Annotated in this window: 26 protein-coding genes; 13 read left to right on the plus strand and 13 right to left on the minus strand. The window is 64.7% G+C overall.

Features of this window, described 5'->3' with window-relative positions; translation table 11 throughout:
• Positions 1 to 73: 73 nt before the first annotated feature.
• Together X265_RS29820 and X265_RS29825 are read right to left on the minus strand one after the other, a co-directional pair.
• Complete coding sequence (locus tag X265_RS29820) at positions 74 to 1,015, minus strand: SMP-30/gluconolactonase/LRE family protein (RefSeq protein ID WP_164938854.1); 942 nt, start codon at positions 1,013 to 1,015, stop codon at positions 74 to 76.
• A complete protein-coding gene (locus X265_RS29825) occupies positions 972 to 3,005 on the minus strand; it encodes a PQQ-dependent sugar dehydrogenase (protein ID WP_244659425.1) in 2,034 nt (677 codons plus the stop codon). Before X265_RS29825 ends, X265_RS29820 begins: the two co-directional genes overlap by 44 nt.
• Before the next feature lie 249 nt (positions 3,006 to 3,254).
• On the opposite strand from X265_RS29825, the gene X265_RS29830 reads away from it, so the two are divergent.
• Positions 3,255 to 3,488: a DUF6894 family protein gene (locus tag X265_RS29830; RefSeq protein ID WP_128968079.1), complete on the plus strand. Its 234-nt coding sequence runs from the start codon at positions 3,255 to 3,257 to the stop codon at positions 3,486 to 3,488.
• Between the two features lie 9 nt (positions 3,489 to 3,497).
• The gene (locus tag X265_RS40780; RefSeq protein ID WP_164938855.1) at positions 3,498 to 3,674 is read left to right on the plus strand and encodes a hypothetical protein; all 177 of its coding nucleotides are present in this window, start codon (positions 3,498 to 3,500) and stop codon (positions 3,672 to 3,674) included.
• A gap of 92 nt (positions 3,675 to 3,766) precedes the next feature.
• On the opposite strand, the gene X265_RS29835 is transcribed toward X265_RS40780, so the two are convergent.
• Positions 3,767 to 4,540, minus strand: a complete 774-nt coding sequence (locus tag X265_RS29835) for an enoyl-CoA hydratase-related protein (RefSeq protein ID WP_128968080.1) — start codon at positions 4,538 to 4,540, stop codon at positions 3,767 to 3,769.
• A gap of 116 nt (positions 4,541 to 4,656) precedes the next feature.
• On the opposite strand from X265_RS29835, the gene X265_RS29840 reads away from it, so the two are divergent.
• Together X265_RS29840 and X265_RS40785 are read left to right on the plus strand one after the other, a co-directional pair.
• Positions 4,657 to 6,246, plus strand: a complete 1,590-nt coding sequence (locus tag X265_RS29840; protein ID WP_128968081.1) for a gamma-glutamyltransferase family protein — start codon at positions 4,657 to 4,659, stop codon at positions 6,244 to 6,246.
• 198 nt (positions 6,247 to 6,444) lie between these two features.
• On the plus strand, positions 6,445 to 6,678 hold the full coding sequence (locus tag X265_RS40785) for a hypothetical protein (protein WP_164938343.1): 234 nt from the start codon (positions 6,445 to 6,447) through the stop codon (positions 6,676 to 6,678).
• Positions 6,679 to 6,733: 55 nt separating this feature from the next.
• Here X265_RS40785 and X265_RS29850 read toward each other — a convergent pair whose 3' ends face one another.
• From X265_RS29850 to X265_RS29865, 4 genes are read right to left on the minus strand one after another with little or no spacing between them, the layout of a single operon-like run.
• Positions 6,734 to 8,017 (minus strand): NAD(P)/FAD-dependent oxidoreductase, encoded by a 1,284-nt coding sequence (locus X265_RS29850; protein ID WP_128968082.1) that lies wholly within the window; start codon positions 8,015 to 8,017, stop codon positions 6,734 to 6,736.
• Between the two features lie 12 nt (positions 8,018 to 8,029).
• Positions 8,030 to 8,761, minus strand: a complete 732-nt coding sequence (locus X265_RS29855; RefSeq protein ID WP_128968083.1) for an amino acid ABC transporter ATP-binding protein — start codon at positions 8,759 to 8,761, stop codon at positions 8,030 to 8,032.
• Entirely contained in the window at positions 8,758 to 9,411 is a 654-nt protein-coding gene (locus X265_RS29860) for an amino acid ABC transporter permease (protein ID WP_128968084.1), read from the minus strand. The genes X265_RS29855 and X265_RS29860 overlap by 4 nt, the downstream gene beginning before the upstream one ends.
• A gap of 34 nt (positions 9,412 to 9,445) precedes the next feature.
• Positions 9,446 to 10,204 carry an ABC transporter substrate-binding protein gene (locus X265_RS29865; RefSeq protein ID WP_128968085.1) on the minus strand — a complete coding sequence of 253 codons (759 nt, stop codon included), beginning with the start codon at positions 10,202 to 10,204 and terminating at the stop codon, positions 9,446 to 9,448.
• Between the two features lie 179 nt (positions 10,205 to 10,383).
• Between X265_RS29865 and X265_RS29870 the strand changes: the two genes are divergently transcribed.
• Positions 10,384 to 11,025, plus strand: coding sequence for a helix-turn-helix domain-containing protein (locus tag X265_RS29870; RefSeq protein ID WP_164938856.1), 642 nt, complete (start codon positions 10,384 to 10,386; stop codon positions 11,023 to 11,025).
• Positions 11,026 to 11,137: 112 nt separating this feature from the next.
• Here X265_RS29870 and X265_RS29875 read toward each other — a convergent pair whose 3' ends face one another.
• Both X265_RS29875 and aptA read right to left on the minus strand, forming a co-directional pair.
• Positions 11,138 to 12,403 carry a D-amino acid dehydrogenase gene (locus tag X265_RS29875; protein WP_128968087.1) on the minus strand — a complete coding sequence of 422 codons (1,266 nt, stop codon included), beginning with the start codon at positions 12,401 to 12,403 and terminating at the stop codon, positions 11,138 to 11,140.
• Between the two features lie 71 nt (positions 12,404 to 12,474).
• On the minus strand, positions 12,475 to 13,803 hold the full coding sequence (gene aptA, locus X265_RS29880) for an omega-aminotransferase AptA (protein WP_092302202.1): 1,329 nt from the start codon (positions 13,801 to 13,803) through the stop codon (positions 12,475 to 12,477).
• Positions 13,804 to 13,953: 150 nt separating this feature from the next.
• Between aptA and X265_RS29885 the strand changes: the two genes are divergently transcribed.
• From X265_RS29885 to X265_RS29890, 3 genes are all read left to right on the plus strand, one after another.
• Complete coding sequence (locus tag X265_RS29885) at positions 13,954 to 14,502, plus strand: cupin domain-containing protein (RefSeq protein ID WP_097665749.1); 549 nt, start codon at positions 13,954 to 13,956, stop codon at positions 14,500 to 14,502.
• Positions 14,503 to 14,686: 184 nt separating this feature from the next.
• Positions 14,687 to 14,839: a hypothetical protein gene (locus tag X265_RS40790; RefSeq protein ID WP_164938857.1), complete on the plus strand. Its 153-nt coding sequence runs from the start codon at positions 14,687 to 14,689 to the stop codon at positions 14,837 to 14,839.
• 103 nt (positions 14,840 to 14,942) lie between these two features.
• Complete coding sequence (locus X265_RS29890; RefSeq protein WP_128968089.1) at positions 14,943 to 16,457, plus strand: lysozyme inhibitor LprI family protein; 1,515 nt, start codon at positions 14,943 to 14,945, stop codon at positions 16,455 to 16,457.
• A gap of 45 nt (positions 16,458 to 16,502) precedes the next feature.
• Here X265_RS29890 and X265_RS29895 read toward each other — a convergent pair whose 3' ends face one another.
• Genes X265_RS29895 through X265_RS29905 form a run of 3 tightly spaced genes read right to left on the minus strand, consistent with a single transcriptional unit; the run spans position 16,503 to position 20,306 of the window.
• Positions 16,503 to 18,764, minus strand: coding sequence for a xanthine dehydrogenase family protein molybdopterin-binding subunit (locus X265_RS29895; RefSeq protein WP_128968090.1), 2,262 nt, complete (start codon positions 18,762 to 18,764; stop codon positions 16,503 to 16,505).
• Positions 18,757 to 19,812, minus strand: coding sequence for an FAD binding domain-containing protein (locus X265_RS29900; RefSeq protein WP_128968091.1), 1,056 nt, complete (start codon positions 19,810 to 19,812; stop codon positions 18,757 to 18,759). The genes X265_RS29895 and X265_RS29900 overlap by 8 nt, the downstream gene beginning before the upstream one ends.
• Complete coding sequence (locus X265_RS29905; RefSeq protein ID WP_128968092.1) at positions 19,809 to 20,306, minus strand: (2Fe-2S)-binding protein; 498 nt, start codon at positions 20,304 to 20,306, stop codon at positions 19,809 to 19,811. The genes X265_RS29900 and X265_RS29905 overlap by 4 nt, the downstream gene beginning before the upstream one ends.
• 241 nt (positions 20,307 to 20,547) lie before the next feature.
• Here X265_RS29905 and X265_RS29910 point away from each other — a divergent pair, with 241 nt between their 5' ends.
• Together X265_RS29910 and X265_RS29915 are read left to right on the plus strand one after the other, a co-directional pair.
• Complete coding sequence (locus X265_RS29910) at positions 20,548 to 21,186, plus strand: TetR/AcrR family transcriptional regulator (RefSeq protein ID WP_128968093.1); 639 nt, start codon at positions 20,548 to 20,550, stop codon at positions 21,184 to 21,186.
• Positions 21,187 to 21,239: 53 nt separating this feature from the next.
• The gene (locus tag X265_RS29915) at positions 21,240 to 21,647 is read left to right on the plus strand and encodes a DUF4864 domain-containing protein (RefSeq protein WP_128968094.1); all 408 of its coding nucleotides are present in this window, start codon (positions 21,240 to 21,242) and stop codon (positions 21,645 to 21,647) included.
• Here X265_RS29915 and X265_RS29920 read toward each other — a convergent pair.
• The gene (locus tag X265_RS29920; protein ID WP_244659426.1) at positions 21,644 to 22,831 is read right to left on the minus strand and encodes an MFS transporter; all 1,188 of its coding nucleotides are present in this window, start codon (positions 22,829 to 22,831) and stop codon (positions 21,644 to 21,646) included. The genes X265_RS29915 and X265_RS29920 overlap by 4 nt on opposite strands.
• A gap of 248 nt (positions 22,832 to 23,079) precedes the next feature.
• Between X265_RS29920 and X265_RS29925 the strand changes: the two genes are divergently transcribed.
• From X265_RS29925 to X265_RS29935, 3 genes are all read left to right on the plus strand, one after another.
• On the plus strand, positions 23,080 to 23,496 hold the full coding sequence (locus tag X265_RS29925) for a hypothetical protein (protein ID WP_244659427.1): 417 nt from the start codon (positions 23,080 to 23,082) through the stop codon (positions 23,494 to 23,496).
• A gap of 76 nt (positions 23,497 to 23,572) precedes the next feature.
• Positions 23,573 to 23,854, plus strand: coding sequence for a hypothetical protein (locus X265_RS29930; RefSeq protein WP_128968097.1), 282 nt, complete (start codon positions 23,573 to 23,575; stop codon positions 23,852 to 23,854).
• A gap of 9 nt (positions 23,855 to 23,863) precedes the next feature.
• Positions 23,864 to 25,288, plus strand: a complete 1,425-nt coding sequence (locus X265_RS29935; protein ID WP_128968098.1) for a TolC family protein — start codon at positions 23,864 to 23,866, stop codon at positions 25,286 to 25,288.
• Positions 25,289 to 25,293: the final 5 nt, after the last annotated feature.

Consider the following 25,293-nt stretch of genomic DNA (forward strand, 5'->3'; position numbering starts at 1 on the left):
CGGCCAGATGCAAGCAAGAAGAATGCCGCACCTGCCGCGCCGCTCTGCGTCGGAAGCAGATCGCCCGAGAAGTTCAGCAGCGCCCACGCTGGAGACAGTTCTCGCGGCCCTGCCTGTCGGTGCGGAAGGACTCGATGAAACCGCCCTGACGCTGGGTGACGAAGACGGTCTTGCCGTCGCTGCCGCCGAAGGCGAGATTGGTCGGCTCCTTGGCCTTCAGCGCGATCTCGCGCTCGACCGCACCGTTGGGCTTCATCAGCGATATCGTGCCCTTGAGGATGCGCGCGATGTAGAGGCGGCCGGCGACATCGGTACGGAGGCCGTCGATGGTGTCGGGCTGGAATGCCTTGACGAGCTTTGGGTCGGTGAGCGCGTTGCCGTTGATGGTGTAGGACCAGACCTGGCCATTGCTGGATTCGCCGACATAGAGCGTCTTGCCGTCGGGGCTGAGGTCGATGCCGTTGGTGGTGCCCATCGCGCGCGGCGCCGGCATGATCTGTCCCTGCACCACACCGTCCGCGGCTTTGGCGATACGCCAGATGTGGCCTTCCCGGCCCTTCCAGTTCGGATCGCTCGCATAAATCGTACCGTCGCGGGCGATCGTGATGTCGTTGGGCTGGTTCATCTCGTCGGAGTGAAACCAGACGACCGGCTCGGTCGTGCCCTTCGTGATCGCAAAGATGTTGTGCTTCTTGTAGTCGGCGATGAACATCGTACCATGGGAATCGAAGCGGATCGCATTGCCGATGCTTCCCTCGGGGAGCGTCGTGAAGGCTTCCGACGCTGCGCCGCCCGCAGGCAATCGACCGATCGTGCCTGATTTGCCGAAATTGACGACAAAGAGGTTGCCGTCGAGATCGGCGGCCGGCCCCTCGATGCCGTGCGTGTATTCGTCTGAAGGCGTTACCTGCACGCTTTCGAACAGCATGGTCTCGGCGGCGACGAGCGGTGTTGCGACAACAAGCAGAAGGCTACTGCACAGGCACCAGAAATTCCTGCCGGATGTAATAGCCATCGCCGTCGCCGCACTCGCCATTCAAATAAGGATCGGCCGGCCGGAAGAATCGGCTGAAGCCCGGTTTGTCTACAGCGTTCCTTTGTGTCACGACAACGACCTTGGCGGCCGGTATTTCGCCGCATTCCTTGTTCGTCTTGCTGAAGAACTTGCGCTGCGGCAGGCCGAGCCTGATGCGCATCGGCGTTCCCGGAACCATCTTGGCAACGAAGAGATCAGCGGTGTTGAGCAGAGCCTGGTAACCGGGCTCGGTCTTCGGCAGGCCCTCCCCGCCCGGCGGCATCAGCTTCTCCGCACCGATGCCGCGCAGCCGCGTGCGCAGCCTGCCCGAAGCGGGATCACCCGGATAGATCCAGCCATCCTGCGACAGCATGAAGCGAAGCACGGCTACGTCCCTGTCTGCATCAGACTGGCCCGCCTTCAAGCCGAAATCGGAATGGCAGCCGATACAGTGCTTTTCGACGAGGTTCTTGCGCAGCGTGGTGAGCCGCGCCTTGTTCTGCGCATCCTTGGCGACGAAGGCGGCAAGCTGGTCGATCAGCGCCTGACTGCGCGTGTCGCAGGGCAGCGGGGGCGGTGCATCGCCGGCAGTGCGGTCGATGCGGATGATCGTCTGGTTCTTGTCCTCGACCAGCCAGATCGCACCGTCCTCCGCGACTGTCATGCCAGCCGGCGCGCCTTGCGGCCGCGCGCCATTGACGCGGTGCCAGCCGGCGATCAATTCCTCGAATGGCGCAGCGGCAACATCGCCGGCGTCGGTTTGAAAATTGTGAGTTGGATCTGCCGCGCAACTGACGTGGTAACGCACCGGCGCCGGCGCTGGCTTGGGAAAACCGTGGTCGTCAACGTCGTAGATCAGCATGCGGCTGCCGGTCGGGCGATAGCCGTGCAGGCCCACCAAGAGCTTGCCTTCGAGTTCAGGAAATTTTGTGCCGTGATAATACAGCATCGCAAGCGGCGCGCCGTGCGGCGGCAGCAGCGAAAGCGGCGCCTTGTACAGCGCATTGCCGGTGCAAAGCGATTTGTAGACGCCCGATTGCAGCACGAGCTTGAACTCGGGGCTCGGCGTCGACAGGTCGTAGCAATAGGGCCAGCCATAGTGCCGGCCCTGTTCGATCGCATTGATCTCCTCGTTCGGCTTGAAAATATCGGGCAGGTCGCGGCCATTCTCGCCTTGCAGGAAAGCGTAGCCGGCGTCCGGAAAATTCGGGTGCAGTGCCAGCGCCATCGAGTTGCGCAAGCCCCGCGCGTAGATCGTGTGCGGCGGATCGGAATCGTTCGGCTTCAACGCCGGAAAGATGCCGCCTGACGGCGGTGTGAACAGCCAGATCGCGGCCATCGCGGAGGCGCCTTCGGCTGCCGCGCAAGGCTTCGTGATCGGTGCCGGCGTGATGCAATCGTCGTTGTGGGCCCCGATGTTGACGAACAGCCGCCCGATGCGATCGAACACGAACTGCTTCAGCGGATGCGCCGCCTCGTCGAGCTTCGTCCCATCAGGTAGCGTGATGCGCCGGCCCGGCATGTGACGGACGATGGTCTCCACCGTGCCGCGCGGATTGTCCGCAAGAGGATCGAAACGGAAGATGGTCTCTGCGGTCGACGCATAGAGTTTCTTGTCCGGCCCGACCACGAGGCCGAACGGATATTCGACGCCGGTCAGGAGTTCCTTGAACCGCTGGCCACTGGGCGCATGGGGGTCGAGCAGCAGCAGCCGTCCGTCGGCGTGACCCCAGCCCCCCATGTCGGCAACCACGAACATGTCGCGACCGGGCAGCTGGATGATCGAGCGCGGAAATTTCAGATGGTCCTCCTCGCTCGCGACAAGGCCAGCGCAGAAGCCCGCCTTCATGTCGATCTGGAGCCTGGGAAAGGCGAGATCGCCGCTGCCGCAAGTCTCCGTTCCCAGCGCATAGCCGCTTTTTCTGACCGGTTCGGACGCGGCGGGCGAAGCGACGCCGAGAATGATCGCGGCCAGGGCGGCAACACCCACGCGCAAGCTTCGGCGTCTATCCTGCAATGTGACCTGATTCACAGCGGCCTCCGCGACTTTCGGTCGAAGCTTGTTCCATGCCGTGCGGGCCTCGTCCAGTTGAACATCACCGGCCTGTGATCAAACCCGCCAGGCGCGTGGTGCCGACCAACTTCCGTAGATTCCCTTACCGGGGTTGGCCCGAATGTTTTTCGCTTCGTTGGGGTGGTACCGATGTGCCGTCCAGTTCGCTTTCCAGAGGAGGCGTCTATGGTTCAGATGTATTTCCACTGCTCGAATGCTGAAGGCACGTTGATCGATCGCTACGGCACCGCAGTCGCCAACCTCACCGAGGCGCGCGATCGCGCCGCCCAGATCATGCGCTCGATGATCCTGACGCCCGGCGCCGAAGACTGGCGCGATTGGGTGATTCACATCAGCGACGACGACGGCGAAGAGATTCTGGACCTTCCCTTCACGGCCATGCTCGGCAAGCCGCATTGAGGTGATGCCGTGCTGTTCGCTTCCCTAACCCTGCTCCGCCAGCCCCTCACCTTCGTCGCCAGTAAATGGCAGACGCTGATCCGGGTCGCCGGCGACCCCTATCGCCCCGAGCTGCATTATATGCGCGGGCCTGGCCCGAAATGGCGCGCCAAGTACCAGGCCAGCCGCCTGAACCGCGGGCTCTGAGCGTAGCTTCGCCTCATTTCTGTTTTTTTCATCATGGCCGGGCTTGTCCCGGCCATCGACGTTTTTAAGGCTGAGGAGAGGCAGCGCCCGCTTCACCCGCCGGTAAACTTTGCCTTGCGCTTCTCGACGAAGGCTTTCCGGCCCTCGATCGCGTCGGCGCTTTGGCGGATGGTGGCCTGAAGCTCGATCTCGCGACGGAACTGCGCCTCGTAGCTGGCGTGCTCGCTTTCCTCGACAAGCGCGCGGGTCGCGACCAAAGCACGCGTCGGCCCCTCAGCCAGACGGCGCGCGAGTGTCAGCGCCTCGTCCATCAGTCTCGTATCCTCGACGACCTGCCGCACGAGGCCGATCTCCCGGGCGCGCTCCGCCGTCAGAGGCTCGTTGAGCAGCATCAGCTCGAGCGCGCGCTGCCGGCCGATCAGCCGCGGCAACAGCCAGGTCGAGCCGAGGTCGGGCACCAGCGCAATCCGGCTGAAGACTTGAATAAAACTTGCCGAACGCGCTGCAACGATCACATCGCCGGCCATCGCGAGGCTAAAACCGCCGCCGGCCGCGACGCCGTTGACCGCAACGACGACGGGCACACGGCATTCACGCAGCGCCCTGAAGGCCGGCCAGTAGAAGCGCATCACGCCGGCGGCGAGGTCCTCACCGAGCGCTCCGGCTGCCTTCAAATTCTGCCCCGAGCAAAATCCGCGCCCGGCCCCGGTGAGGATGAGGGCGCGAACCTCCTCATCTCCAGTCATCTCGGCGACTGCGGCTGCGAGCGCACCGAGCAGGTCCGGCGTCATCGCGTTCAGGCTGGCCGGCTCGTCGAGCGTCAAAATCCCGACCGCGCCGTCCCGCGCCTGTTTCACACCAGCCATGTCGTCATCTCCCTTTCGATGTTCTCGTGGGCGCCAATGTGCCATTCTTCCCGCGCTCCGCCAATTACGGAGCTTCGACGTCCGCGCAACGAAGCCAAACCAGAGTTCAAGACGACATGCCTCATCAGTTCAGCCTCAACCAGACCGTCCGCAAACCCGCCGTCACATCCAAGGGCGGCATTGTCGCTTCGCAATCGCGACGGGCAGCCGAGGTGGGAGCGCAGGTGCTGGCATCGGGTGGTGACTGCGTCGATGCGATCGTGGCAACCACCTTTGCGCTGAACGTGCTGGAGCCCTGGAACAGCGGCATCGGCGGCGGCGGTGCGATGGTGCTCTACCGCGCCAAGGACAATCGCTACGAGGTGATCGACTACGGCATGTCCGCGCCGCAGAGCCTGCGCGCCGCCGATTATCCGCTCAGTGGCGAAGGCGCGGCCTCCGATCTCTTCCCCTGGTCGCGGGTGAAGGACGACCGCAACATCCACGGCCCCGGCGCAATCGCGGTACCCGGTGTCGTCGCCGGCATGGAAGAGGCGCATCGCCGCTACGCCAAGATGCCATGGAAGGATCTGGTCGCGCCGGCTGCCGCGCTCGCCGGCGAAGGCCTGCTGGTCGATTGGTGGACCGCACTGACGATCACGGCGTCGGCGGCCGATCTGCGGCGTTATCCGGCAAGCGCAGCCGCCTTCTTGAAGGACGGCCTGCCGCCGAGCCCGCCATGGGGGATCAAATCTGAGGTGCGATTGCCGCAGGATGCACTCAAGGGGACGCTGTCGCACCTCGCCGAAGCCGGTCCGCGCGACTTCTATCAGGGCGATCTCGCCGACAGTATCGCATCCGACATCAGGGGTGACGGCGGCTCGCTCTCGGTCGAGGACCTTGCCGCATTCCGCGCGCATCTGCGCGAGCCGCTGGCGATTCCCTATCGCGGCGGCAAGGTCTATGCGACGCCGGAGCTCACGGCCGGCCCGACCATGGCGCATGCGTTGCGCCTGTTGCAGCAGAGTCTGAAACCGGCGGGCGCACCGGATGCGGACACTTACGTCGAATATGCGCTCGCCTTGCAGGCGGCTTTCCGCGAGCGGCTCAAGGACATGGGCGATGCCGACGGCAAGCGCTCGCTCGGCGCCGAATATCTCGCGCCGGCCTGCACCACGCATTTCTCGGTGGTCGACCGCCACGGCAACATCGCCGCGGTGACGCAGACGCTGCTCTCCTCGTTCGGCTCCAAATATGTGACCCCGCACAGCGGCATCGCCATGAACAACGGCATCATGTGGTTCGATCCAACGCCGGGCACCACCAACTCGCTCGCACCCGGCAAGCACTGCCTCTGCAACTATACGCCCGTCATCGCGGAGACGAAGGACGCCAAGCGCCTTGCGGTCGGCGCTTCTGGCGGGCGACGTATCCTGCCGTCAGTGATGCAGCTCGTCTCCTTTACGATGGATTTCGGCATGGATCTCGACGCCGCCATTCACCAGCCGCGCATCGACGCCAGCGAAGGCGCGATCGTCATCGGCGACATCAGGCTGCCGGAGGAAACACGCAAAGCCCTGGCCGCGCGCTTCGACTACGAGGAGAGCCGCGTGCAGGCCTTGCCGCAGAAATTCGCCTGCCCGAGCGTCGTGATGCGCGAGGGCGAGGTCAATTCCGGCGCGGTCGAAATCTTCCAGCCCTGGGCCGACGCGGTGGCGGAAGGCTGAGCATCCGAGGGATACGCATGCGCCGACAACGATCCGCAGATCGATGCGACACGGCCACCAGTGCGCGTTGAGGGATCACCCTGTTGCGCATCTGCGCGAGAGCCACGACTTCCCCACATTTGCGAGGAACTTACCTGCTCGCATCTCGTTCCTTGAGCGGACAAATGCGCTCGCCCCGAACGGGCTCACCTGGAGGACATGATGAAAAAACTTGCGCTCGCCGCTTCGCTGCTCGTTGCTGCCGGCCTCACGCTGACCAGCCCTGCGCTCGCCAAGGGCGGACACGGAGGCGGCCATGGAGGCGGACACGGTCACGGCCACGGAATGGGCCACCATCACCACGGCACGCCGCCCGGCTGGTATCACGGCCGAAAGGTCGGCTGGCACGGTCACGGGTGTCCGCCGGGCCTGTGGAAGCAGGGCCGCTGCTGATATCCAAGCTGCCAATCATGCGAGGCGTCGCTCCTCCGGTGGAGCGGCGCCTTCTTCAAATGCCGAGCCGGTCGCGCACGCGTCCTGCGATCACCGCCGTGGTCACACCGACCGGCCAGAACGCGTGCATCGGGATCGGCTTGATGCCGGTGATCGGCATGTCGATCTCGGCCTTGGCGCCGCCGATCAGCCGGCGCGCGAGCTGCGCGCCCATCGCCGTTGCAAGCGCAACACCCCGACCGTTGCAGCCGAGCGAGATCAGGATGTCTTCCGCGGGCTCGTGCACGTGCGGATAATGGTCCTTGGTGATCGCGAGCCGGCTGTTCCAGCCATGGGTCCACCGCACACCCTTGAGCTGCGGCCATAGGCGCTCGGCATAACGGATGAGATAGGCGACATCATCGGGCGAGCTGATCCAGCGCATCGGGCCGCGGCCGCCCATGAGAAGACGGTTCTGCTGATCGATGCGGTAATAGACGGTGATGTGGCCGCTCTCGTAGAGCACGGGCCGCGTCGGCATGATCGACCGCGCGACGTCGTCCGACACCGGCGCGGTGGCAGCGATCGAGGAAAACACCGGCACGATGGTGCGGCGGAGCGCGGGCCAGAGATCGTCGGTGAAGCCGTTGGTGGCAAGCAGGACCTTGTCGGCGTGCACGATCGCCCGTGGCGTCTCGATGCGCCAGCGCGAGCCCTCACGGCGCAGCGACAGCGCAGGCGTCTCGCCATACACCTTCGCACCCGCCGACATCGCCGCGCGGGCGAGGCCCCGCGCGTAGCTGAGCGGATGCAGATCACCGCCGCGCGTATCCAGCATCGCACCGATGTAGCGATCGGTGCCCGTCATCTCGCGCAATTGCTCGCGGTTCAGATATGTCACCGGCATGCCGCGACGGATGCATTGCTGCGCCGTCTTTTCGATCGCGGCGGCGCTGGCCTCGTTATAGGCTGCGCGCAGCGTGCCGTTCTGCCTTGCCTCGCACGGGATCTGGTAGCGGCGGATCAGGTCGTGGGTGAAGTTCGTCGTGCCGTAAGAAAATTCGATCATCCGGCGGCCGAGCTCAGAACCGAAATCAGCCTCGATCTGATCGGGATCGTGCTTCAGGCCGGGATTGGTGTGACCGCCATTGTTGCCCGACGCGCCCCAGCCTGGCTCCTGTGCCTCCAGTACCAACGCCTCCACGCCCTGCTCCGCCAGATGCAACGCCGCGGACAGGCCAGTGTAGCCGCCGCCGACGATCGCGACGGAAACTGTCTTATCCACATCGAGCGGCGGCGTCGCGGCGGGCGCGACGGCAGTATCGGCATAGAGCGAGGGCGGCAGCGGCAGGCGCGTCATGGCGAGAACCGGTCAGAGCGGATGCAGCACGCGGCGCAAGAAGTCCTGCGTGCGCGGATGCTGGGGATGGTTGAGTAGTGTTTTCGCCGGCCCCTGCTCGACGATGATGCCGCCATCGATGAACAGCACACGGTCGGCGACATCGCGGGCAAAGCCCATCTCGTGGGTGACGACGACCATGGTCATGCCGTCATCGGCGAGCTTGCGCATCACGCCGAGCACCTCGCCGACCAGTTCAGGGTCGAGCGCCGAGGTCGGCTCATCGAACAGGATCGCCTTGGGCTGCATGGCAAGTGCACGCGCGATCGCGACGCGCTGCTGCTGGCCGCCGGAGAGTTGCGGCGGGTGCGCATCGGCCTTCTCGGCGAGCCCAACCTGCGCGAGCAGCGCACGGCCTCGCTCGAGCACTTGTGCACGCGGCTCCTTCTTCACGAAGAGCGGCCCTTCGACGACATTCTCCAGCACCGTCCGATGCGGGAACAGATTGAAGCGCTGGAACACCATCGACACCCGGGTGCGGATGTTCACGATCGAGGCGGCATCGCGGTCGACCTTGAGGCCTTCGACGCTGATCTCGCCCCGATCGTAGCTTTCCAGGCCGTTGATGCAGCGCAGGATGGTCGACTTGCCCGAGCCCGAGGGCCCGATGATGCAGACCACCTCGCCCTTCTGCACGGAGGCCGTGATGCCCTTCAGCACCTCGTTCTGGCCAAAGCTCTTGTGGACGTCGATGAGCTCGATCATTTCTTGCCCGCCCGCTTCTCGAAATGGCGAACGAGCAAAATCAGCGGGATGCTCATGGTGAGATACATCAGCGCCACCAGCGTGAACACGTTGGTGTTCTTGAAGGTCGAGGAGGCGATCAGCTTGCCTTGCAGCGCGAGCTCGGCGACGGTGATGGTCGAGGCTTGCGACGAATCCTTCAGCATCATGATCATGACGTTGCCGTAGGGCGGCAGCACGATGCGGACGGCCTGCGGCAGGATCACGCGGCGCATCGTGAGCCACCAGCCCATGCCGATCGACTGCGCTGCCTCGATCTGGCCCTTGTCGATCGCCTCGATGCCGGCGCGGAAGTTTTCCGCCTGATAGGCCGAGTAGGCGATGCCGAGCCCGAGGATCGCGGCCTGCAAGGCTGACAGCGTGACGCCGAGATCGGGCATCACGAAGTACAGGTAGAACAACAGCACGATGATCGGGATACCACGGATCACGTTGATCAGGCTGGCGCTGAGCAGCGACAGCGCCTTGATACCCGATACCCGCATCATCCCCCAGATCAGGCCAAGTACGGTCGAGAGCAGCAGCGAGCCGATGGTAACGATGATCGTCAGCGCGACGCCGTTCATCAGGATCGGAAAGAACTCGACGGCGTCGTGCCAGAAGCCTTTCATCAGGAAGCCTTCGATGGACCGCTATCAGCCTTGATCAACCCTGGGCCTTGAGACCCCACTTGCCGAGGATCTTGTCGATGGTGCCGTTGGCCTTCAGCTTTGCCAGCGAGGCGTTGATCTTGGCGAGCAACGCCGTCTCGCCCTTGCGGACTCCGATGCCGACCGAGCCGACGGTGACAGGCTTGTAGCCGTCGACGAGACGCACTTCGGGGAAGCCACCCTGCTTCAGATTGTAGGCCAGGATCGGATAGTCGGCGTAGCCGGCCTTGAGGCGGCCGGTGTTCACGTCGCGCAGGATGTCCGGAATGGTGTCGTAGGCCTTCACGTCAGCGAACAGGCCGGTCTTCTTCAGCGCATCGACGAAGGCGGTGCCGACCTGGGCGCCGACCGTTTCGCCCTTGAGATCGTCCTGCGTGGCATAGGCCTTGGTGTCGCTCTTGGGCACGACAAGGCCTTCGCCATAGGTGTAGATCGGGTCGGAGAAGTCGACGACTTCCTTGCGCGGCGCGGTGATGAACATTGCGGCCGCGATGATGTCGATCTTGCTCGAGGTCAACGACGGGATCAGCGCCGAGAACTGCATCGGCTCGATCTGCACGTTGAAGCCGGCATCCTTGCCGATCTCGGTGACGAGATCGACCATGATGCCCTGGATGGTGTTGGTCTTGGTGTCGAGGAAGGTGAAGGGAATGCCCGTCGGCGTGGAGCCGACCTTGAGCACCTGCTGCGCGGAAGCCGGCATCACTGCGGCCATTGCAAGCGCCGCGATCGCGGCGAGACCAAAACGCTTCATCGCATCCCCCTTTGGGTCCGACCGATGGTGGCTCTCGCACGTCGTGATCGCAGACGTTGCGGGCCGAGCCGTTTCGGCCTATTTTCACCAATATGAAAATTTGGCCACAGTTTCCCGGACGATGCAAGTGATTTTCATGCACATGAAGGAAGCGGTTTGACGTGAGCGGTGGCAAGAGAATGCGCAAACCGGCCGCGGCAAGGCCGGCGAAGCGGGCCAAGAAGGCTACCGCGAAGCCGGCGGAGCCTGCAATGGACGTCACGGTGGGCCGCCGCATCCGCGATCTTCGGCGCGTCAGGCAATTCTCGCTGGAAACGGTCGCGGCGCGCACCGATCTGTCGATCGGCTTCCTCAGCCAGATCGAGCGCGGCCTATCGTCGCCCTCGCTGCGCGTGCTGGCGACGCTCGCGGACGTGCTCGGCGTCGGCATTGCCGCGCTGTTCGGTCCAAGCCCGAGCGCTGACGGCGCATCCGATCAGGTGGTCACGCGCGGACTGCAGCGACCGGAGCTCAAGCTGTGGCGCACCGGCGTCTCCAAGCAATTGCTGAGCCCGGCCAGTGCCGACAACAAGCTGAACCTGTTCCTGGTGCATCTCGAGCCGGGCGGCTCAACGGGCGACGAGCTCTACACCCATGACGGCGAGGAAGCCGGTCTCGTGCTGGAGGGCGAGATGATGCTGACGGTGGACAGGGAGACATGGTCGCTGAAGACCGGCGACAGCTTTCGGTTCGCGAGCCGCAGGCCGCACCGGTTTTCCAATCCGGCGCGGGATGCAAAGGCCGTCGTGCTGTGGGTGAATTGCGTGACGGGGGCTGGCTGAATTCTCGCCTTTCGACATTGCTAGCGAAGCGAAGCAATCCAGACTCTCACCACGGAAACGGTCTGGATTGCTTCGTCGCGAGAGCTCCTCGCAATGACGAGGAGATAGAGTCTTACCCAAACCGGTGCTGATACCGCGCCACCGACAGCGCACTCACATCGATGTCCGGTTTCCTGCCCGACAGCATGTCGGCGAGCACGCGCGCCGAACCGCAGGACATGGTCCAGCCGAGCGTGCCATGCCCGGTGTTGAGGTGGAGGTTGGCGTATTGCGTCGGGCCGATCACGGGGGGACCATCCGGCGTCATCGGGCGCAGGCCGCTCCAGAACGTGGCCTTGGAAAGATCGCCGCCACGCGGGAACAGATCGGTCAACGAATGATCGAGCGTGGCGCGGCGCGCATCGTAGAGCTTATCCGAATAGCCGGAGATCTCGGCGGTGCCGCCGACGCGGATGCGATTGCCGAGGCGGGTGATCGCGACCTTGTAGCTCTCGTCCATCACGGTCGATTCCGGCGCGCCGGAAGCGTCCTTGATCGGCACCGTGATCGAATAACCTTTCACCGGATAGACCGGCAGCGAGATGCCGAGCGGCGCGGCGAGGCGCGACGACCAGCTGCCGAGTGCGAGGACATAGTTGTCGGCCTGCAGCAGGCCGGCACTGGTCGCGACGCCGCTGACGCGTCCACCTTCCGTGATGACGCGGTCGATGCCGGTGTTGAACAGGAAGCGCACGCCGAGCGCCTGGGCATGCTTGGCCAGCGCCTGCGTGAACATGTGACAGTCGCCGGTCTCGTCCTGCGGCAGGCGAAGGCCACCGACGAATTTGTCCTTTACGCCCGCGAGCGCCGGTTCGACCGCGATGCAGCCTTCGCGGCTCAGCGTCTCGTAAGGCACGCCATATTGCTTGAGCACCGCGATGTCTTCGTCAGTCCCGTCGAGCTGGGCCTGATAGCGGAACAGCTGCAGCGTTCCTTGCGAGCGCTCGTCATATTGAATGCCGATGTCGCGGCGCAGATCGCGCAAGGAATCGCGGCTGTATTCCGCGATCGGGATCATCCGGCTCTTGTTCACCGCATAGCGCGCGCTGGTGCAGTTGCGCAGCATCTTGAGCAGCCAGACCCACATCACGGGATCGAGCTTCGGCCGGATCACCAGCGGGCCGTGCTTCATCAGGAGCCATTTGACCGCCTTCACCGGCACGCCGGGGCCGGCCCATGGCGAGGAATAGCCGGGCGACACTTCGCCGGCATTGGCAAAGGAGGTCTCCAGCGCCGGCTCGGGCTGACGGTCGACGACCGTCACCTCGTGGCCGGCACGGGCGAGGTAGTAGGCAGAGGTGACGCCGATGACACCGCTGCCGAGGATCAGAACTTTCACGCTTGGTCAAACTCCCGCGGCATCACGCTCACCGCTGCAAGATAAAACTCACCAGCGGCGAGAGCAAATTATCAGGCCACCTTCTTGATGGCATCGCCGAGGATCGAGACCATCTGGTCGATGTGGCTCTTCTCGACGATGAGCGGAGGCGACATCGCGAAGCTGTCGCCGCTCATGCGCAGGTAAAGGCCGGTGTTGAAGCAGTCGACCATGACGTCATAGCCCCGCGCACCAACGACGCCGTCACGCGGCGCCAGCTCGACCGCGCCCATCAGGCCGCAATTTCTGATGTCGACGACGTTGGGCAGCCCCTTGAGCGAATGCAGCGCATCGCGCCAGTATTCGGCCATCGTGGCACCGCGCGTCAGCAGGCCTTCGTCCTTGTAGATGTCGAGCGTCGCGATGCCGGCCGCGCAGGCGGTCGGATGCGCCGAATAGGTGTAGCCGTGGAACAGTTCCATCATGTTCTCGGGACCGACCATCATGCCGTCGTGAACCTTGCGGCTGGCGAACACTGCACCGCACGGAATGGTGCCGTTGGTGATGCCCTTCGCCGTCGTCATCAGGTCCGGCGTGACGCCGAAGAAATTGGCGGCGAACGGCGTGCCGAGGCGGCCGAAGCCGGTGATGACCTCGTCAAAAATCAGGAGGATGCCGTGCTTGTCGCAGATCTCGCGCAGGCGCTGCAGATAGCCCTTGGGCGGCGGCAGCACGGCTGTCGAGCCCGGCACCGGCTCGACGATCACGGCGGCGATCGTCTCGGCGCCATGCAAGCCGACCAGGCGCTCGAGATCGTCAGCAAGCTCGGCGCCGTGCTCGGGCTGATCCTTGGCGAATGCGTTGCGGGAGAGATCATGGGTGTGGCGGATGTGGTCGACGCCCGGCAGCAACGTGGTGAAGGCGCGACGGTTGGCGACCATGCCGCCGACCGAGGTCCCGCCGAAACCGACGCCATGATAGCCGCGCTCACGGCCGATCAAGCGGGTGCGGCTCGCCTGGCCGGTGGCGCGGTGATAGGCTAGCGCGATCTTCAGCGCGGTGTCGACCGATTCAGAGCCGGAGTTGGTGAAGAAGACGCGATCGAGGCCCTTCGGTGCGATCTCGGCGAGGCGCTCGGCGAAATCGAAAGCCAGCGGATGGCCCATCTGGAACGACGGCGCGAAGTCCAGCGTCATCAACTGCCGTTCGACGGCGGCGGCAATCTGCTTGCGGCCGTGGCCGGCATTGACGCACCAGAGGCCAGCGGAGCCGTCGATCACCTTGCGGCCGTCGACCGTGGTGTAGTGCATGCCCTCGGCCGAGGAAAACAGGCGCGGCGCCTTCTTGAACTGCCGGTTGGCCGTGAACGGCATCCAGAACGAGTCGGTCTTGATAGTGTTCGGAATCTGATGAAGGGTCACGGCCGCGCTCCTTTGCTGACCGCCTAGCAGAGCCACGGCTTCGATAGCGCAACAAGTCCTTTTCTGATGAGCTACAAGCCATTGATTTTACTGAGGCTGCCGGTCCATATTTGCGCGATCCGCAACACCTGCAACACAGGACCTGGCCCCATGAGCGTCGATATCGGTGGACGGCTGCGATTCATCCGGGCGCGCCAGAAATTGTCGCAGCGCGAGCTGGCGAAGCGCGCCGGCGTCACAAATTCGACCATCTCGCTGATTGAATCGAACCAGATGAACCCCTCCGTCGGCGCGCTCAAACGCATCCTCGACGGCATTCCGATGGGGCTCGCCGAGTTCTTCGCGCTGGAGCCGGAGTCCCGCCGCAAGATCTTCTACCGCGCCGAAGAACTCACCGAGGTCGGCAAGAAGCCGATTTCCTATCGGCAAGTCGGCGACAATCTGTTCGGCCGCAGTCTGCAAATTCTGAAAGAGCGCTACGAACCCGGCAGCGACACCGGACGCGTGCATCTCGTTCATGAAGGCGAGGAAGGCGGCATCGTGATCTCGGGGAAGCTCGAAGTCACCGTCGAAGACGAGCGGCGCATCCTCAATCCCGGGGACGCCTATTACTTCGAAAGCCGACGGCCACACCGATTCCGCTGCGTCGGCGGCAAGCCCTGCGAAGTGATCTCGGCCTGTACCCCGCCGACATTCTGAAGCGCGACCGTCTCCTCCGGAATCGTACGGAGCACCGGCATCGGCAGTGGTTGAGCCAGCTCAATTTCTGCAGGCCCGACCGCCTTATAGTACGAGTCGTAGCCGAGCAGCCTCGCGCAAAGGTGTTGAGGTTATGGCCCCGGACTCCTAGGCACTCCGGGGCCGCTTCGTCGGAGGTTCGCAGATGAAGATCACGCTCCCCAACGCAGAAGCAGCGCTCGATCAGCTCCAGCGCGATGCCGACAAGCTCCACACGCAAGAGCTGCGCAAGGCGATCGAGAAATACCTCGAGGATCAGAAAGAGCAGCTCAAGGCGCTGCGGCGGTTGATGAACTGACGCAGGTCCACGGCGTGAGCGACGTTGTGCGTTCGCCTGAACCGGGAAGAGATGCGCGACGACCAAGCAGCAGGCACTATCTGCTTTGATCGAAGAGCCGCTCATGCCCACGTCGTTCCGCCTCGCGCTACTTGCAGCCGCGCTGTTCGCTCCCGCTTCCGCCCAAGCCATGGACGATTTCCTGCGCGCCAGCAGCAACGCATCAATGACGATGACGTTCTGCGCGGCAAGCTCCGACGGCAGCAAGACCGAGGGCCCAAGCAAATTCTGCCGGGAAGCCGGCTACGACAAACTCGTCGCCGCGGTCGATAGATCGTTTGCGGCAGCTCTTACCAAGGCCCCGGTCAACATCCGACCGCTGTTCAAGCGCGATCAGGCCTGGTTCAACGACATGATCCAGGAGGCCGCCTATACGGTAGAGGAGGCCGACGAGGCCGAGCTGCGCGAGAACCTGGCCAACGCGCTCCGCCGGCGCGCGGCCACGCTCGACGACCTCGCCCGCGGCTTCGGACGCGGTGGCCTGAGCGGCGCATGGGCCAACGCGCTGGGCGGCGTTTCGCTGACCGGGACCGAGGCAGGCGCCTATCGCCTCGAGGCGGAGTTGAACTCCAACTACGGCAGCGACAGGCATTGGCATTGCAAGCTCACCGCGATGGTGAAGCCCGGCGACGATGGCTGGCACGTCGGCATCACGATGCCGGCGCAACCGTCCGAGCCCGAAGCGAAGCCCGCCGTTTCAGTCCCGATCAAATTGCGACGGCAGGGCGATACGCTCCGCATCGTGCTGCTGGCAAACGAAGAGCAGTGGTTCTCCTCCAACGATCCGGACTGCGATCGGCTCGGCCAGGTGACCGGCAGCTATTTCGCGAGCGGAAAGCAGGATGGGGCCGACAAGACCGACACAAGCTTCGTGATGCCGACCTTCGACTGCACGAGGCCGGACACGGCGACGGACGAGGAAATCTGCGCCGACCCGGACCTGGCCGCGAACGACCAGCGGCTGAACCGAGCATGGCGAGCGCTGCTGCCGCGTCTCGACGAGGCAACGCGCCGCGCACTCACGGAGGACCAGCGCCACTGGGTGAGCGCCCAGACTTTGCAATATCCGGAATTCCTGCATCCGGCGTGGGAGAAGCGCACCTCGGCGATGCATTACACCGTGTTCGGGCGAGAACGTCTCAACGGCCTGCAACGCGAACGCATCGCGCTGCTCGAAGGTTTCGACGACAAGCGCATCGGTCTTGCCGGCACCTGGCTCGCCTACAACGCCATCATCAAGGTCACCGTCGACAAGGACGGCGCGGTCGAGGCCCAGGGCTGGAAGTGGTCACAGGCCGACTGGAAGGGCGGCTGCGACTACGAGATCAGCGGCGATCTCAAGGGTAGCACTTTCCGCTCGAGCGAGCAGCGCAAGAACCCGGACACGCTGGAGCGCGACCACGCCATGCTCGTCGTCAACAGGCTCGACGATGTCTTTGCCAGACGACGCGAAGGCAAGAACGACAACGCCGACGACGAGCCGAAATGCAAGCGCAACACCACGATCTCCTCGACCGCGCGGCTGTTTCCAGTCAGACCGTCCCAGGACATCGACAATCCGCCCGGCGCGATACGCTAAAGCGCGACGCGATTCTGATGAATCGTCATCGCGCTTTGCGGGGGATCAGAGCTGCGTCAGCAGCTCCTCGATTCGGATCGGGAAGCGGCGCACGCGCACACCGGTCGCATGCCAGACCGCGTTGGCAACCGCGCCCGCACTGCCCGTGATGCCGATCTCGCCAACGCCCTTGATGCCGAGCGCATTCACATGCGGATCGTGCTCCTCGACCGTGATCACGTCGAGCGGGGGCACGTCGGCATTCACGGGGATATGGTACTCGCCGAGATTGGCGTTCATGATCCTGCCGCTGCGGCGGTCGGTGATGGCCTCCTCGTGCAGCGCAAATGACATGCCCCAGATCATGCCGCCGAACAGCTGGCTCTTCACCAGATGCGGATTGACGATGCGCCCCGCCGCGAAGGCCCCGACCATGCGGGTGACGCGGACCTGGGCGAGTTCGGGATCGACCTTCACCTCGGCGAACACCGCGCCATGGGCATGCATCGCGTACTCTTCCATCGCTGCAGGGTTCGCCGCGCCGGTGCCGCGCGCCTCGACCTCGGCGACATCGGCGCGCGCCAGGATCTCGGCGTAGCTCTCGCTGCGGCTCTCGTCGTCGCGGCGGATCAACCGGCCATCGCGCGCGATCACGCCGGCATTGCCGGCGCCGAACAGGGGCGAGCGCTCGTCATTAGTGGCAAGGTCGGCGAGTTTTGCGACCACAGCGGCGCCGGCGCTGTGGATCGCAGCACCTGCAGTCGCCGTATGCGCCGAGCCACCGGCGATGCCGGCATCGGGCAGGTCGGATGTACCCGCCTTGAACGTGACGCGGTCAATATCCAGGCCGACGGCATCGGCTGCGATCTGGGCCAGCGCCGTCCAGGCGCCCTGCCCCATGTCGTGGGCGCCGATCTCCATCGCGCCGGTGCCGTCACGACGGATTGCCGCGCGCGCTTCGGCCTGGAACATCAGCGCAGGAAACGTCGCCGTGCCCATGCCCCAGCCGACCAGATGGCCGGCATCGTCCCGCATCTGCCGCGGCTGGAGCGGCCGCTTCCCCCAGCCAAAACGCGCCGCACCCTGATCGTAACAGGCCCGCAACGCTTTCGACGAAAACGGCTTGCCAGTGATCGGCTCGACCTCGGCATAGTTCTTCAGGCGGAAGGCGAGCGGATCCATGCCGCAGGCCCAGGCCATCTCGTCGATGGCGCTTTCCAATGCAATCGATCCTGTCGCCTCGCCCGGCGCACGCATGAACAATGGCGTACCGGTGTTGACGCGCACCGCCTCATGCGAGGTGCGGATCGCAGGCGATGCATAAAGCGTGTGCGAAGCATCGGCGGCCGGTTCATAGAAATCGTCGAACGTGCTCGACACGGTACGCGCGTGGTGATCGAGCGCGGTCAGGCGCCCCTCGGCATCGGCGCCGATGCGCAAGCGCTGACGCGTCGGCGCCCGATGGCCCACCGGGCCATACATCTGCTCCCGACGCAGCACCAGCTTCACCGGCCTGCCGACCAGCTTTGCGGCCATGATGCCGAGCACCGGCGGACCTGCCATGAGTCCTTTGGAGCCAAAGCCGCCGCCGAGGAAAGGGCTGCGGATGTAGATCTTGTCGTGCGGGATGCCGAACAATTCGGCGACGCGCGCCAGCGACAGCATCAGACCCTGGGTCGGCATGTCGATCTGAAGACTATCGCCTTCCCAGCTAGCCACGATCGCATGCGGCTCCATCGCATTGTGATATTGCGGAGGCGTGTCGTAGGTCGCGTCGATTCTCTTGTCGGCCGAGGCAAGGCCCGCCTCGACGTCCCCGCGATGATGTTCCGCTGGGTTACCGACACCGACGACGGGCGGCACGTAACGATCGCCGGCATCGAGGCCGACGAGAGCGGGCAACGTCTCGTAGCGCGGCGCCAGCAGCACCGCGCCTTCGGTCGCGGCCTCGAGCGTCTCGGCAATCACGACGGCGATGGGCTGGTTGGCGTAGCGAACCTCGTTGCTCTGCAACACCTCCATCCGGAACACGAACGGGTTGGTCTTGATCTCCGGATCGATCGCGAGTTGCGGCTTGTGGTCCGGCGTCATGACATCGATGACACCGGGATGGCGCTTTGCGGCAGCGACGTCGAGCGAGGTCACGCGGCCATGCGCGATGCTGGATACCGCCATCACCGCAAACAGCATCCCGGGCGGATGATTGTCGGCGGCATAGGTCGCCTGCCCCTTCACCTTGAGCACGCCGTCGCGGCGGGTCAGCGGCTGGCCGATGTTCGAGCCATGACGGAGATGAGCGGGAGCGCTGGTGAGATTGAGCTCAGGCATGAATGGCTCCAGACGTCGAAGCAAAGGGAGAGGCCGGCAGCGCGGGGATCCGCGCGGGCGTGCCGGCTGCGGCAAGGGTCAGCGCGCGCACCACGATGCGTCGCGCGAGTTCGATCTTGTAGGCGTTGTCGCCCGACGGTTTTGCGTCGGTGAGCGCACGCCATGCAGCTTCCTGGAAGGCATCCGCCGTTGGCGCGACTCCCTTCAGGACCTCCTCCGCAGGCCGGGCTCGCCAGGGCTTTGCGGCAACGCCGCCAAGCGCAAGCCGCGCCTCCACGATTCTGCCGTTCTCGATCCGCAGCGCCGCCGCGGCGGAGACGATGGCGAATGCGTAGGATGTCCGCTCGCGAACCTTGAGATAGCGTGCATGCGCGGCAAAGCCGCGCGCGGCAGGCGGCAGACGCACGGCGACGATGAGATCGCCGGGCTCTAGTACGGATTCGTGCTCGGGTGTATCGCCGGGTAGCCGATGCAACTCGTCGAGCGCGATCTCGCGGCGGCCGTTTTTGCCTTCGATCTCCACGATGGCGTCGAGCGCCACCAGCGGCACGCAGAAGTCCGAGGGGTGCGTGGCGATGCAGCTCGCGGTCCAGCCGAGCACGGCATGTGACCGGTTCACGCCATCGCGGGCGTCGCACCCGCTGCCGGGCTCGCGCTTGTTGCAATGGCTGGCGGTGTCGTAGAAATAGGCGCAGCGCGTCCGCTGCAACAGATTGCCGCCCACGGTCGCGGCGTTGCGCAGCTGCGCCGATGCGCCGGAGAGCAGCGCTTCCGCAACGGCGGGATAGGCCTTGGCAAACTCCGCATCATGCGCGAGACCGGCATTGCTCACGAGCGAGCCGATCCGCAACGACCCATCACCGAGGCGCTCGATCCGATCGAGCCCGTCGAGATGCGTGACGTCGACCAGCCGATCCGGCCGGCTGACATTGCCCTTCATCAGATCCAGCAGATTGGTGCCGGCGGCAAGATACGCAGTGCCCGGCTGGGCGGCGGCGGCAACGGCTTCGGCGACCGTCGCAGGCCTGATGTAGTCGAATTGTTTCATGCGGAGCGCCTCTGGTGGGATTGATCGGCACCCGCCTGCGCTTCGAGCACGGCATCGACGATGCCGGCATAGGCTCCGCAGCGGCAGAGATTGCCGCTCATGCACTCACGAATGCGTTCAGGATCATTGCCGGCCTGGGCTTCCTGCATCATGCCGATCGCGCTCATGATCTGGCCGGGCGTGCAGAAGCCGCACTGGAAGCCGTCATGGGCGATGAAAGCGGCCTGGACGGGGTGAAGCTGGTCGCCGCGTGCGATACCTTCGATGGTCAGAATCTCGGCGCCGTCATGGCTGATGGCGAGTGCGAGGCAGGAATTGATGCGTTTGCCGTCGACGAGAATGGTGCAGGCGCCGCACTGGCCGCGGTCGCATCCCTTCTTGGTTCCGGTGAGATGGAGGCGCTCACGCAGGAGATCGAGCAGCGTGACGCGGGGATCGTCGAGGACGAAGTCGCGCCGTGCACCGTTCACGGTGAGGCTGATGGAGTGGTTCATACAAGGCTCCGATCAGAAATGGACATGGCTCATCGCTCGGCGCGCCACCGCCGTGGCCGCCGTCGATATCGCACCGGTCCGGACATGATCCGGGCCGGCACTCGCGAAGATACGGAGGCACCCTCCGCTTAACAAGGGTCGGCGAAAAATATCTGGAATCCGTCAAAATCCCACGCACCGACAACGCGATACGCCGCGCTTGGGGTTCAATCTAACCAATTCGTGATCTACATTGCCTGCCATGGACGACCACACCGACCAGACCCGCAAGCCGCGCGCCGATGCCGTGCGCAATCGCGAGCGTGTGCTTGAAGCGGCCAAGGCGGTGTTCAGCGCGGGCGGCCCGGAGGCGAGCCTGGAGGCCGTGGCCAAACGCGCCGGGGTCGGCATCGGCACGCTGTATCGGCATTTTCCGACCCGCGAGGATTTGTTCGAGGCGGTGTACCGGCGTGAGGTCGAGCAGCTCAGCGAGCTCGCCGAACAATTGAAAAGTGCGAAGGACCCAGTCGATGCATTGAGGCGCTGGCTGCGCTCAGGCGTCGAATTCGTCGCCACCAAGAAGGGCATGGTGGCAGCCTTGGCGCTCGCGGTGCAGAGCGGGTCCGAACTGCACGCCTTCTCCTTCGATCGGCTGACGAGGGCGACCGGCTCGCTGCTCGAGCGCGCGGTAGCGGCCGGCGAGATGCGCGCCGACATCAGTCCCGAGGACTTCCTGCGCGCGTTCTTCGGCATGTGCTACATCCACGACCAGCCCGGCTGGCAGTCCACTGCGCTACGTCTCCTCGACGTGTTCGTCGACGGCCTGCGCGTGCAGGCAGCATCCAAGACGAAGGCGCGAGCCGCCAGGCCCGCGAAATCGGCGGCGAAGCGGAGGCGGTAGGCGCCGGGATGTGCTAGGGTCGGCGTTGCCACGATATCAACGCGGAGCCTGTCATGCGCATTGCAGCCTTGGTCGCCGCCATCGCTATTGCCTTCAGCCCCCTTGCCGCTCGCGCAGACGATGTTTCGGCGGCGCAAGGCGTGATCCGCGCCCAGGAACAGGCCTTCGTTCATGACGATGCGGCGACCGCCTATTCCTACGCCGCACCGGCGATCAAGCAGATATTCCCCACACCCGAGATCTTCATGGCGATGGTGCAGAACGGCTATGCGCCGGTCTACCGCCACAAGAGCTTCGAGTTCGGCGACGGCAAGACCGAGGGCAGCTCGGTTGCCCAGCGCGTTCACATCATCGATGCCAATGGCGAGGCTTGGGAAGCGCTCTACACGCTCGAACAGCAGGCCGACGGCAGCTATGAGATCACCGGCTGCTCGCTGCTGAAAGCGGGACAGGCAGTCTAGGTTGCGAAATTCGGTCCGGTCTTGACCGAATTGATGCGCGAGCGGATCAACAGCGTCAAGACGATGCCGACATTGAGCGCGTTCCAGGCCACGCCGTTCGCAAACGCCGCGGCATAGGACCCGGTGGCATCGAAGATGATGCCGGACACCCAGCCGCCAAAGGACATGCCGAACACGGAAGCGAAGATCACGATGCCGACGCGCGTTGCAGCTTCGCTCGCCGGCATCGCCTCGCGCACGATGATGGCGTAGCTCGGCACGATGCCGCCCTGGAACAGGCCGAACATCGCGGAGATCAGATAGAGCGAGGTGAGTCCGTCGAAGAACAGGTAGAACACCAGCGCAAAGCCCTGCGCCAGCGATCCGAGCAGCAGCGTGCGGATGCCGCCGATCTTGTCGGCGAGATAGCCCGAGCCGATGCGGCTGATGATGCCGCAGCCCATCATCAGCGACAGCATCTCGGCGCCGCGGGCGACCCCATAACCGAGATCGCCGCAATAAGCGACGATATGCACCTGCGGCATCGCCATGGCCACGCAGCAGGCGATGCTGGCGATCGAGAGCAGCACCGTCAGCGTGTTGGTCGACAGGTTCAGATCGACCCGCGGCGGCGGCGCGTTGGCGTGATTGCGAATCTGGTCGTTACCCATCTGGGCGCGCAGGACGAGGACCAGAAGCGCCATCGTGCTCGCACAGACGATGCCGATGCCGATATGGGTGGTGCGCCAACCGGCGGTCTGGGTGCCCCAATTCACGATCGGCGGCCACATCGTGCCGGCGACGTAATTGCCGCTCGCGACGATGGTCACGGCGAGGCCGCGATAGCGCTCGAACCAGTGCGAGGCCTCCGCCATCAGCGGCGCGAAGGTCGCGGACGTGCCAAGCCCGATCAGGAAATAAGCTGCCACGAACTGCCAGAGCTGGGTCGACAGCCCGGCCAGCACATTTGCGATGCCGAGAAAGACGATACTGATCGCCATCGCCGGCACGATGCCGAACCGGTCGGTGATCTTGCCGGCGATCACACCGCCGAGCCCGAAGCCGAACATCATCAGCGTGAAGGCCAGCGACACCGCACCGCGCGTGGCGGCGAATTCGACCTGCACGACGGGAATCACCACGACCACCGCCCACATGCCGACGGCTCCGATCGAGCCGATGACAAGCGCGATCGCGAGCCTCACCCAAGCCTGACGCGAGTCAGGGGCGAAAGAACCCGGCTTCTGTCCTGGGTGATTTGGTGCGTGCACGGCCGGACCATGTTCGCTGATCGCTTGGTGGTCAAGCATTGTGCCGCGATATTGGGCATGCGCGGTGCACTGCGGTAAGAAGAGCTTGGCGGAACCATACTTTGCGACTAGGTTGCGATTTGCGTGCAAATTTGTCGCGTAACGAGCATGACGACGGGATGTTGTTGCATTTGACGAGATCGATGCGGATCAGGGTGGGGCAGCTCGTTGCCGTCGCCTATCTGTTCTGCGTGCTCGCGCCTGCCGCAGCGCTGGCCTGGGGCCATGGTCCGGCGCCATGTCTGGATGAGGCGGTGCTGGCGGATGTCGCTCCGCATCACCAAGCGATGCCGGCCGACCATGTCCACGGCGCTTCGTCGCATGATCATGGCGGCATGCACGCGCATCATCAGGCCGCGCAGGACGCGCCGCTTCAGCACCATCACGACGGCAAGGGCAAAGCGGGCCCCTGCTGCGGAATGATGTGCGTAAGCGCGCTGCCGGCCGAGTTGCCCAGCGTCGCCAAGCCGCTCCAGCCGATCTCGGCCTGTACAGTCGAGATCACCGCGAGCCTGCACAGCGAGGCGCCGCCCCTGCTCTACCGTCCACCCATCGCCTGATCCGACGCGACGACGTCAGGCCGCGCGCGCGTCTGCGCGCGTGAGCCTTTGTCATCTGACAGATCAGGGATGAATCATGCTTGCGCTTTCCAGGGCGAAGTTCGCCGCCGCATCCGCGGTGCGTGGACGAGATGTGCTGTTTTACTGGCTTCTGGTTTCAGCCGCGCTGGCGTTGTCCGGCTGCATGCCGGCTACGACCTCCGTGGCCACCGCGGATCCTGCCGATCCTGCGGCAAAGGTAGCGCGCGCCGGCTATCGGTCGACCATCGCGCCCTATACGAGCCTCCGGCCCGCGCCGCCCTCCCCCTGGCGCGAGCGCAACGATGCGGTGACGCCGCAGCCCAGGCAGAATCAGTAGGAGCGCGCCATGGCACACCATTTTGCGCGCAGTCTGTTCGTGCTTGCTGCACTCAGCCTCTCCGGCTGCGCAGCGTTTTCGCCTGACAGCGGCATGACAGCCGTCTCGGACCTGACCGGCCAAGCCATCAACAAGGATGTCGCCTTCGTGAGGACGGCCGAGGGAGCCGGTGGGGTCGATGCGCGCGTTCGCCTGTTGTTGTCGCGAACACTCAACGCAGATGCTGCCGTACAAGTCGCGCTGCTCAACAACAAAGGGCTGCAAGCCGCCTACAACGAGTTGGCGCTGGCCGAGACCGACCTCGTCGAGCAGAGTCTGCCGCCCAATCCGGTGTTCTCGATCTCCCGCATCAGCGGCAATGGCGCCAGCGAGATCGAGCGCCAAGTGGTCGGCGACATCCTGGCACTGGCAACGCTGCCGTTCCGCTCCGACATCGCGCGCGAACGTTTCCGCCAGGCGCAACTCCGCGCTGCGCTGGCAACGCTGCGGCTCGCGGCCGATGTCCGGCGCGTTTATGTCCGCGCGGTCGCCGGAAACGAGATGGTGGCGCTGCTCACCGATGCGAAATCGACGGCGGAATCCACCGCACAACTCGCCGTCAAGCTCGGCGAGACCGGCGCAGTGAACAAGCTCGACCAGGCCCGCGAGCAGGTGTTTTATGCCGAGACCACCGCCGATCTCGCCACCGCGCGGCAGGCAGCGACCAGCGCGCGGGAAAAACTCGCCCGGCTAATGGGGCTTTGGGACGCCGGCCTCGATTTCCGCCTGCCCAATGCGTTGCCGGCATTGCCACGGCGGCCGCAGGCATTGCCGTCGATCGAAGCCGACGCGGTCGCGCATCGCCTCGATCTGCAGATCGCGCGGCTGGAGCTGACGGCGCTGGCGAAGTCCTTGAACCTCACGGAAGCGACACGCTTCGTGACGCTGCTCGACCTCGCCGGCATCTCCCGCCGTACCCAGGACCCGGAAGGCGCGCCGTTCCGCGAACGCGGCTTCGACGTGCAATTCCAGATCCCGATCTTCGACGGCGGCGAGGTGCGGGTGCGGCAGGCGGCGGAGACCTACAGCCTCGCCTTCAACCGCTTGACCGAACGTGCCGTCAACGTCCGCTCCGAAGCGCGCGATGCTTATCGCGTCTATCGCTCGACCTACGACATCGCGAGCCACTATCAGCGCGAGATCCTGCCCTTGCGAAAAATTATCTCCGAGGAGATGCAATTGCGCTTCTCCAGCATGCAGGTCGACATCTTTGCGCTCCTGACCGAGGCGCGGCAGCGCCTCGCATCGCTGCGCGGTGCGATCGATGCGAAGCAGAATTTCTTCCTCGCCCAATCCGAATTGCAGACCGCCATCAACGGCGGCGGCGCGCCTGCGGACCGCGGCGACACTCCAACCACCATCGCCACGGCAGCACCTGCCGACGGCGGCCACTGACATGG

The sequence above is a fragment of the Bradyrhizobium guangdongense genome (genome assembly GCF_004114975.1).
Lineage (GTDB): Bacteria > Pseudomonadota > Alphaproteobacteria > Rhizobiales > Xanthobacteraceae > Bradyrhizobium > Bradyrhizobium guangdongense.

Coding starts and splice junctions, on each gene's coding strand:
- X265_RS29865 (WP_128968085.1), bottom strand. CDS start 10,204: ATGAAGCGTTTTGGTCTCGCCGCGATCGCGGCGCTTGCAATGGCCGCA.
- X265_RS40790 (WP_164938857.1), top strand. CDS start 14,687: ATGAAGATCACGCTCCCCAACGCAGAAGCAGCGCTCGATCAGCTCCAG.
- X265_RS29930 (WP_128968097.1), top strand. CDS start 23,573: ATGCTTGCGCTTTCCAGGGCGAAGTTCGCCGCCGCATCCGCGGTGCGT.
- X265_RS29835 (WP_128968080.1), bottom strand. CDS start 4,540: ATGGCTGGTGTGAAACAGGCGCGGGACGGCGCGGTCGGGATTTTGACG.
- X265_RS29925 (WP_244659427.1), top strand. CDS start 23,080: ATGCGGATCAGGGTGGGGCAGCTCGTTGCCGTCGCCTATCTGTTCTGC.
- X265_RS40785 (WP_164938343.1), top strand. CDS start 6,445: ATGATGAAAAAACTTGCGCTCGCCGCTTCGCTGCTCGTTGCTGCCGGC.
- X265_RS29885 (WP_097665749.1), top strand. CDS start 13,954: ATGAGCGTCGATATCGGTGGACGGCTGCGATTCATCCGGGCGCGCCAG.
- X265_RS29935 (WP_128968098.1), top strand. CDS start 23,864: ATGGCACACCATTTTGCGCGCAGTCTGTTCGTGCTTGCTGCACTCAGC.
- X265_RS29915 (WP_128968094.1), top strand. CDS start 21,240: ATGCGCATTGCAGCCTTGGTCGCCGCCATCGCTATTGCCTTCAGCCCC.
- X265_RS29890 (WP_128968089.1), top strand. CDS start 14,943: ATGCCCACGTCGTTCCGCCTCGCGCTACTTGCAGCCGCGCTGTTCGCT.
- X265_RS29850 (WP_128968082.1), bottom strand. CDS start 8,017: ATGACGCGCCTGCCGCTGCCGCCCTCGCTCTATGCCGATACTGCCGTC.
- X265_RS29895 (WP_128968090.1), bottom strand. CDS start 18,764: ATGCCTGAGCTCAATCTCACCAGCGCTCCCGCTCATCTCCGTCATGGC.
- X265_RS29830 (WP_128968079.1), top strand. CDS start 3,255: ATGGTTCAGATGTATTTCCACTGCTCGAATGCTGAAGGCACGTTGATC.
- X265_RS29870 (WP_164938856.1), top strand. CDS start 10,384: ATGCGCAAACCGGCCGCGGCAAGGCCGGCGAAGCGGGCCAAGAAGGCT.
- X265_RS29905 (WP_128968092.1), bottom strand. CDS start 20,306: ATGAACCACTCCATCAGCCTCACCGTGAACGGTGCACGGCGCGACTTC.
- X265_RS29900 (WP_128968091.1), bottom strand. CDS start 19,812: ATGAAACAATTCGACTACATCAGGCCTGCGACGGTCGCCGAAGCCGTT.
- X265_RS29855 (WP_128968083.1), bottom strand. CDS start 8,761: ATGATCGAGCTCATCGACGTCCACAAGAGCTTTGGCCAGAACGAGGTG.
- X265_RS29910 (WP_128968093.1), top strand. CDS start 20,548: ATGGACGACCACACCGACCAGACCCGCAAGCCGCGCGCCGATGCCGTG.
- X265_RS29840 (WP_128968081.1), top strand. CDS start 4,657: ATGCCTCATCAGTTCAGCCTCAACCAGACCGTCCGCAAACCCGCCGTC.
- X265_RS29860 (WP_128968084.1), bottom strand. CDS start 9,411: ATGAAAGGCTTCTGGCACGACGCCGTCGAGTTCTTTCCGATCCTGATG.
- X265_RS29820 (WP_164938854.1), bottom strand. CDS start 1,015: ATGGCTATTACATCCGGCAGGAATTTCTGGTGCCTGTGCAGTAGCCTT.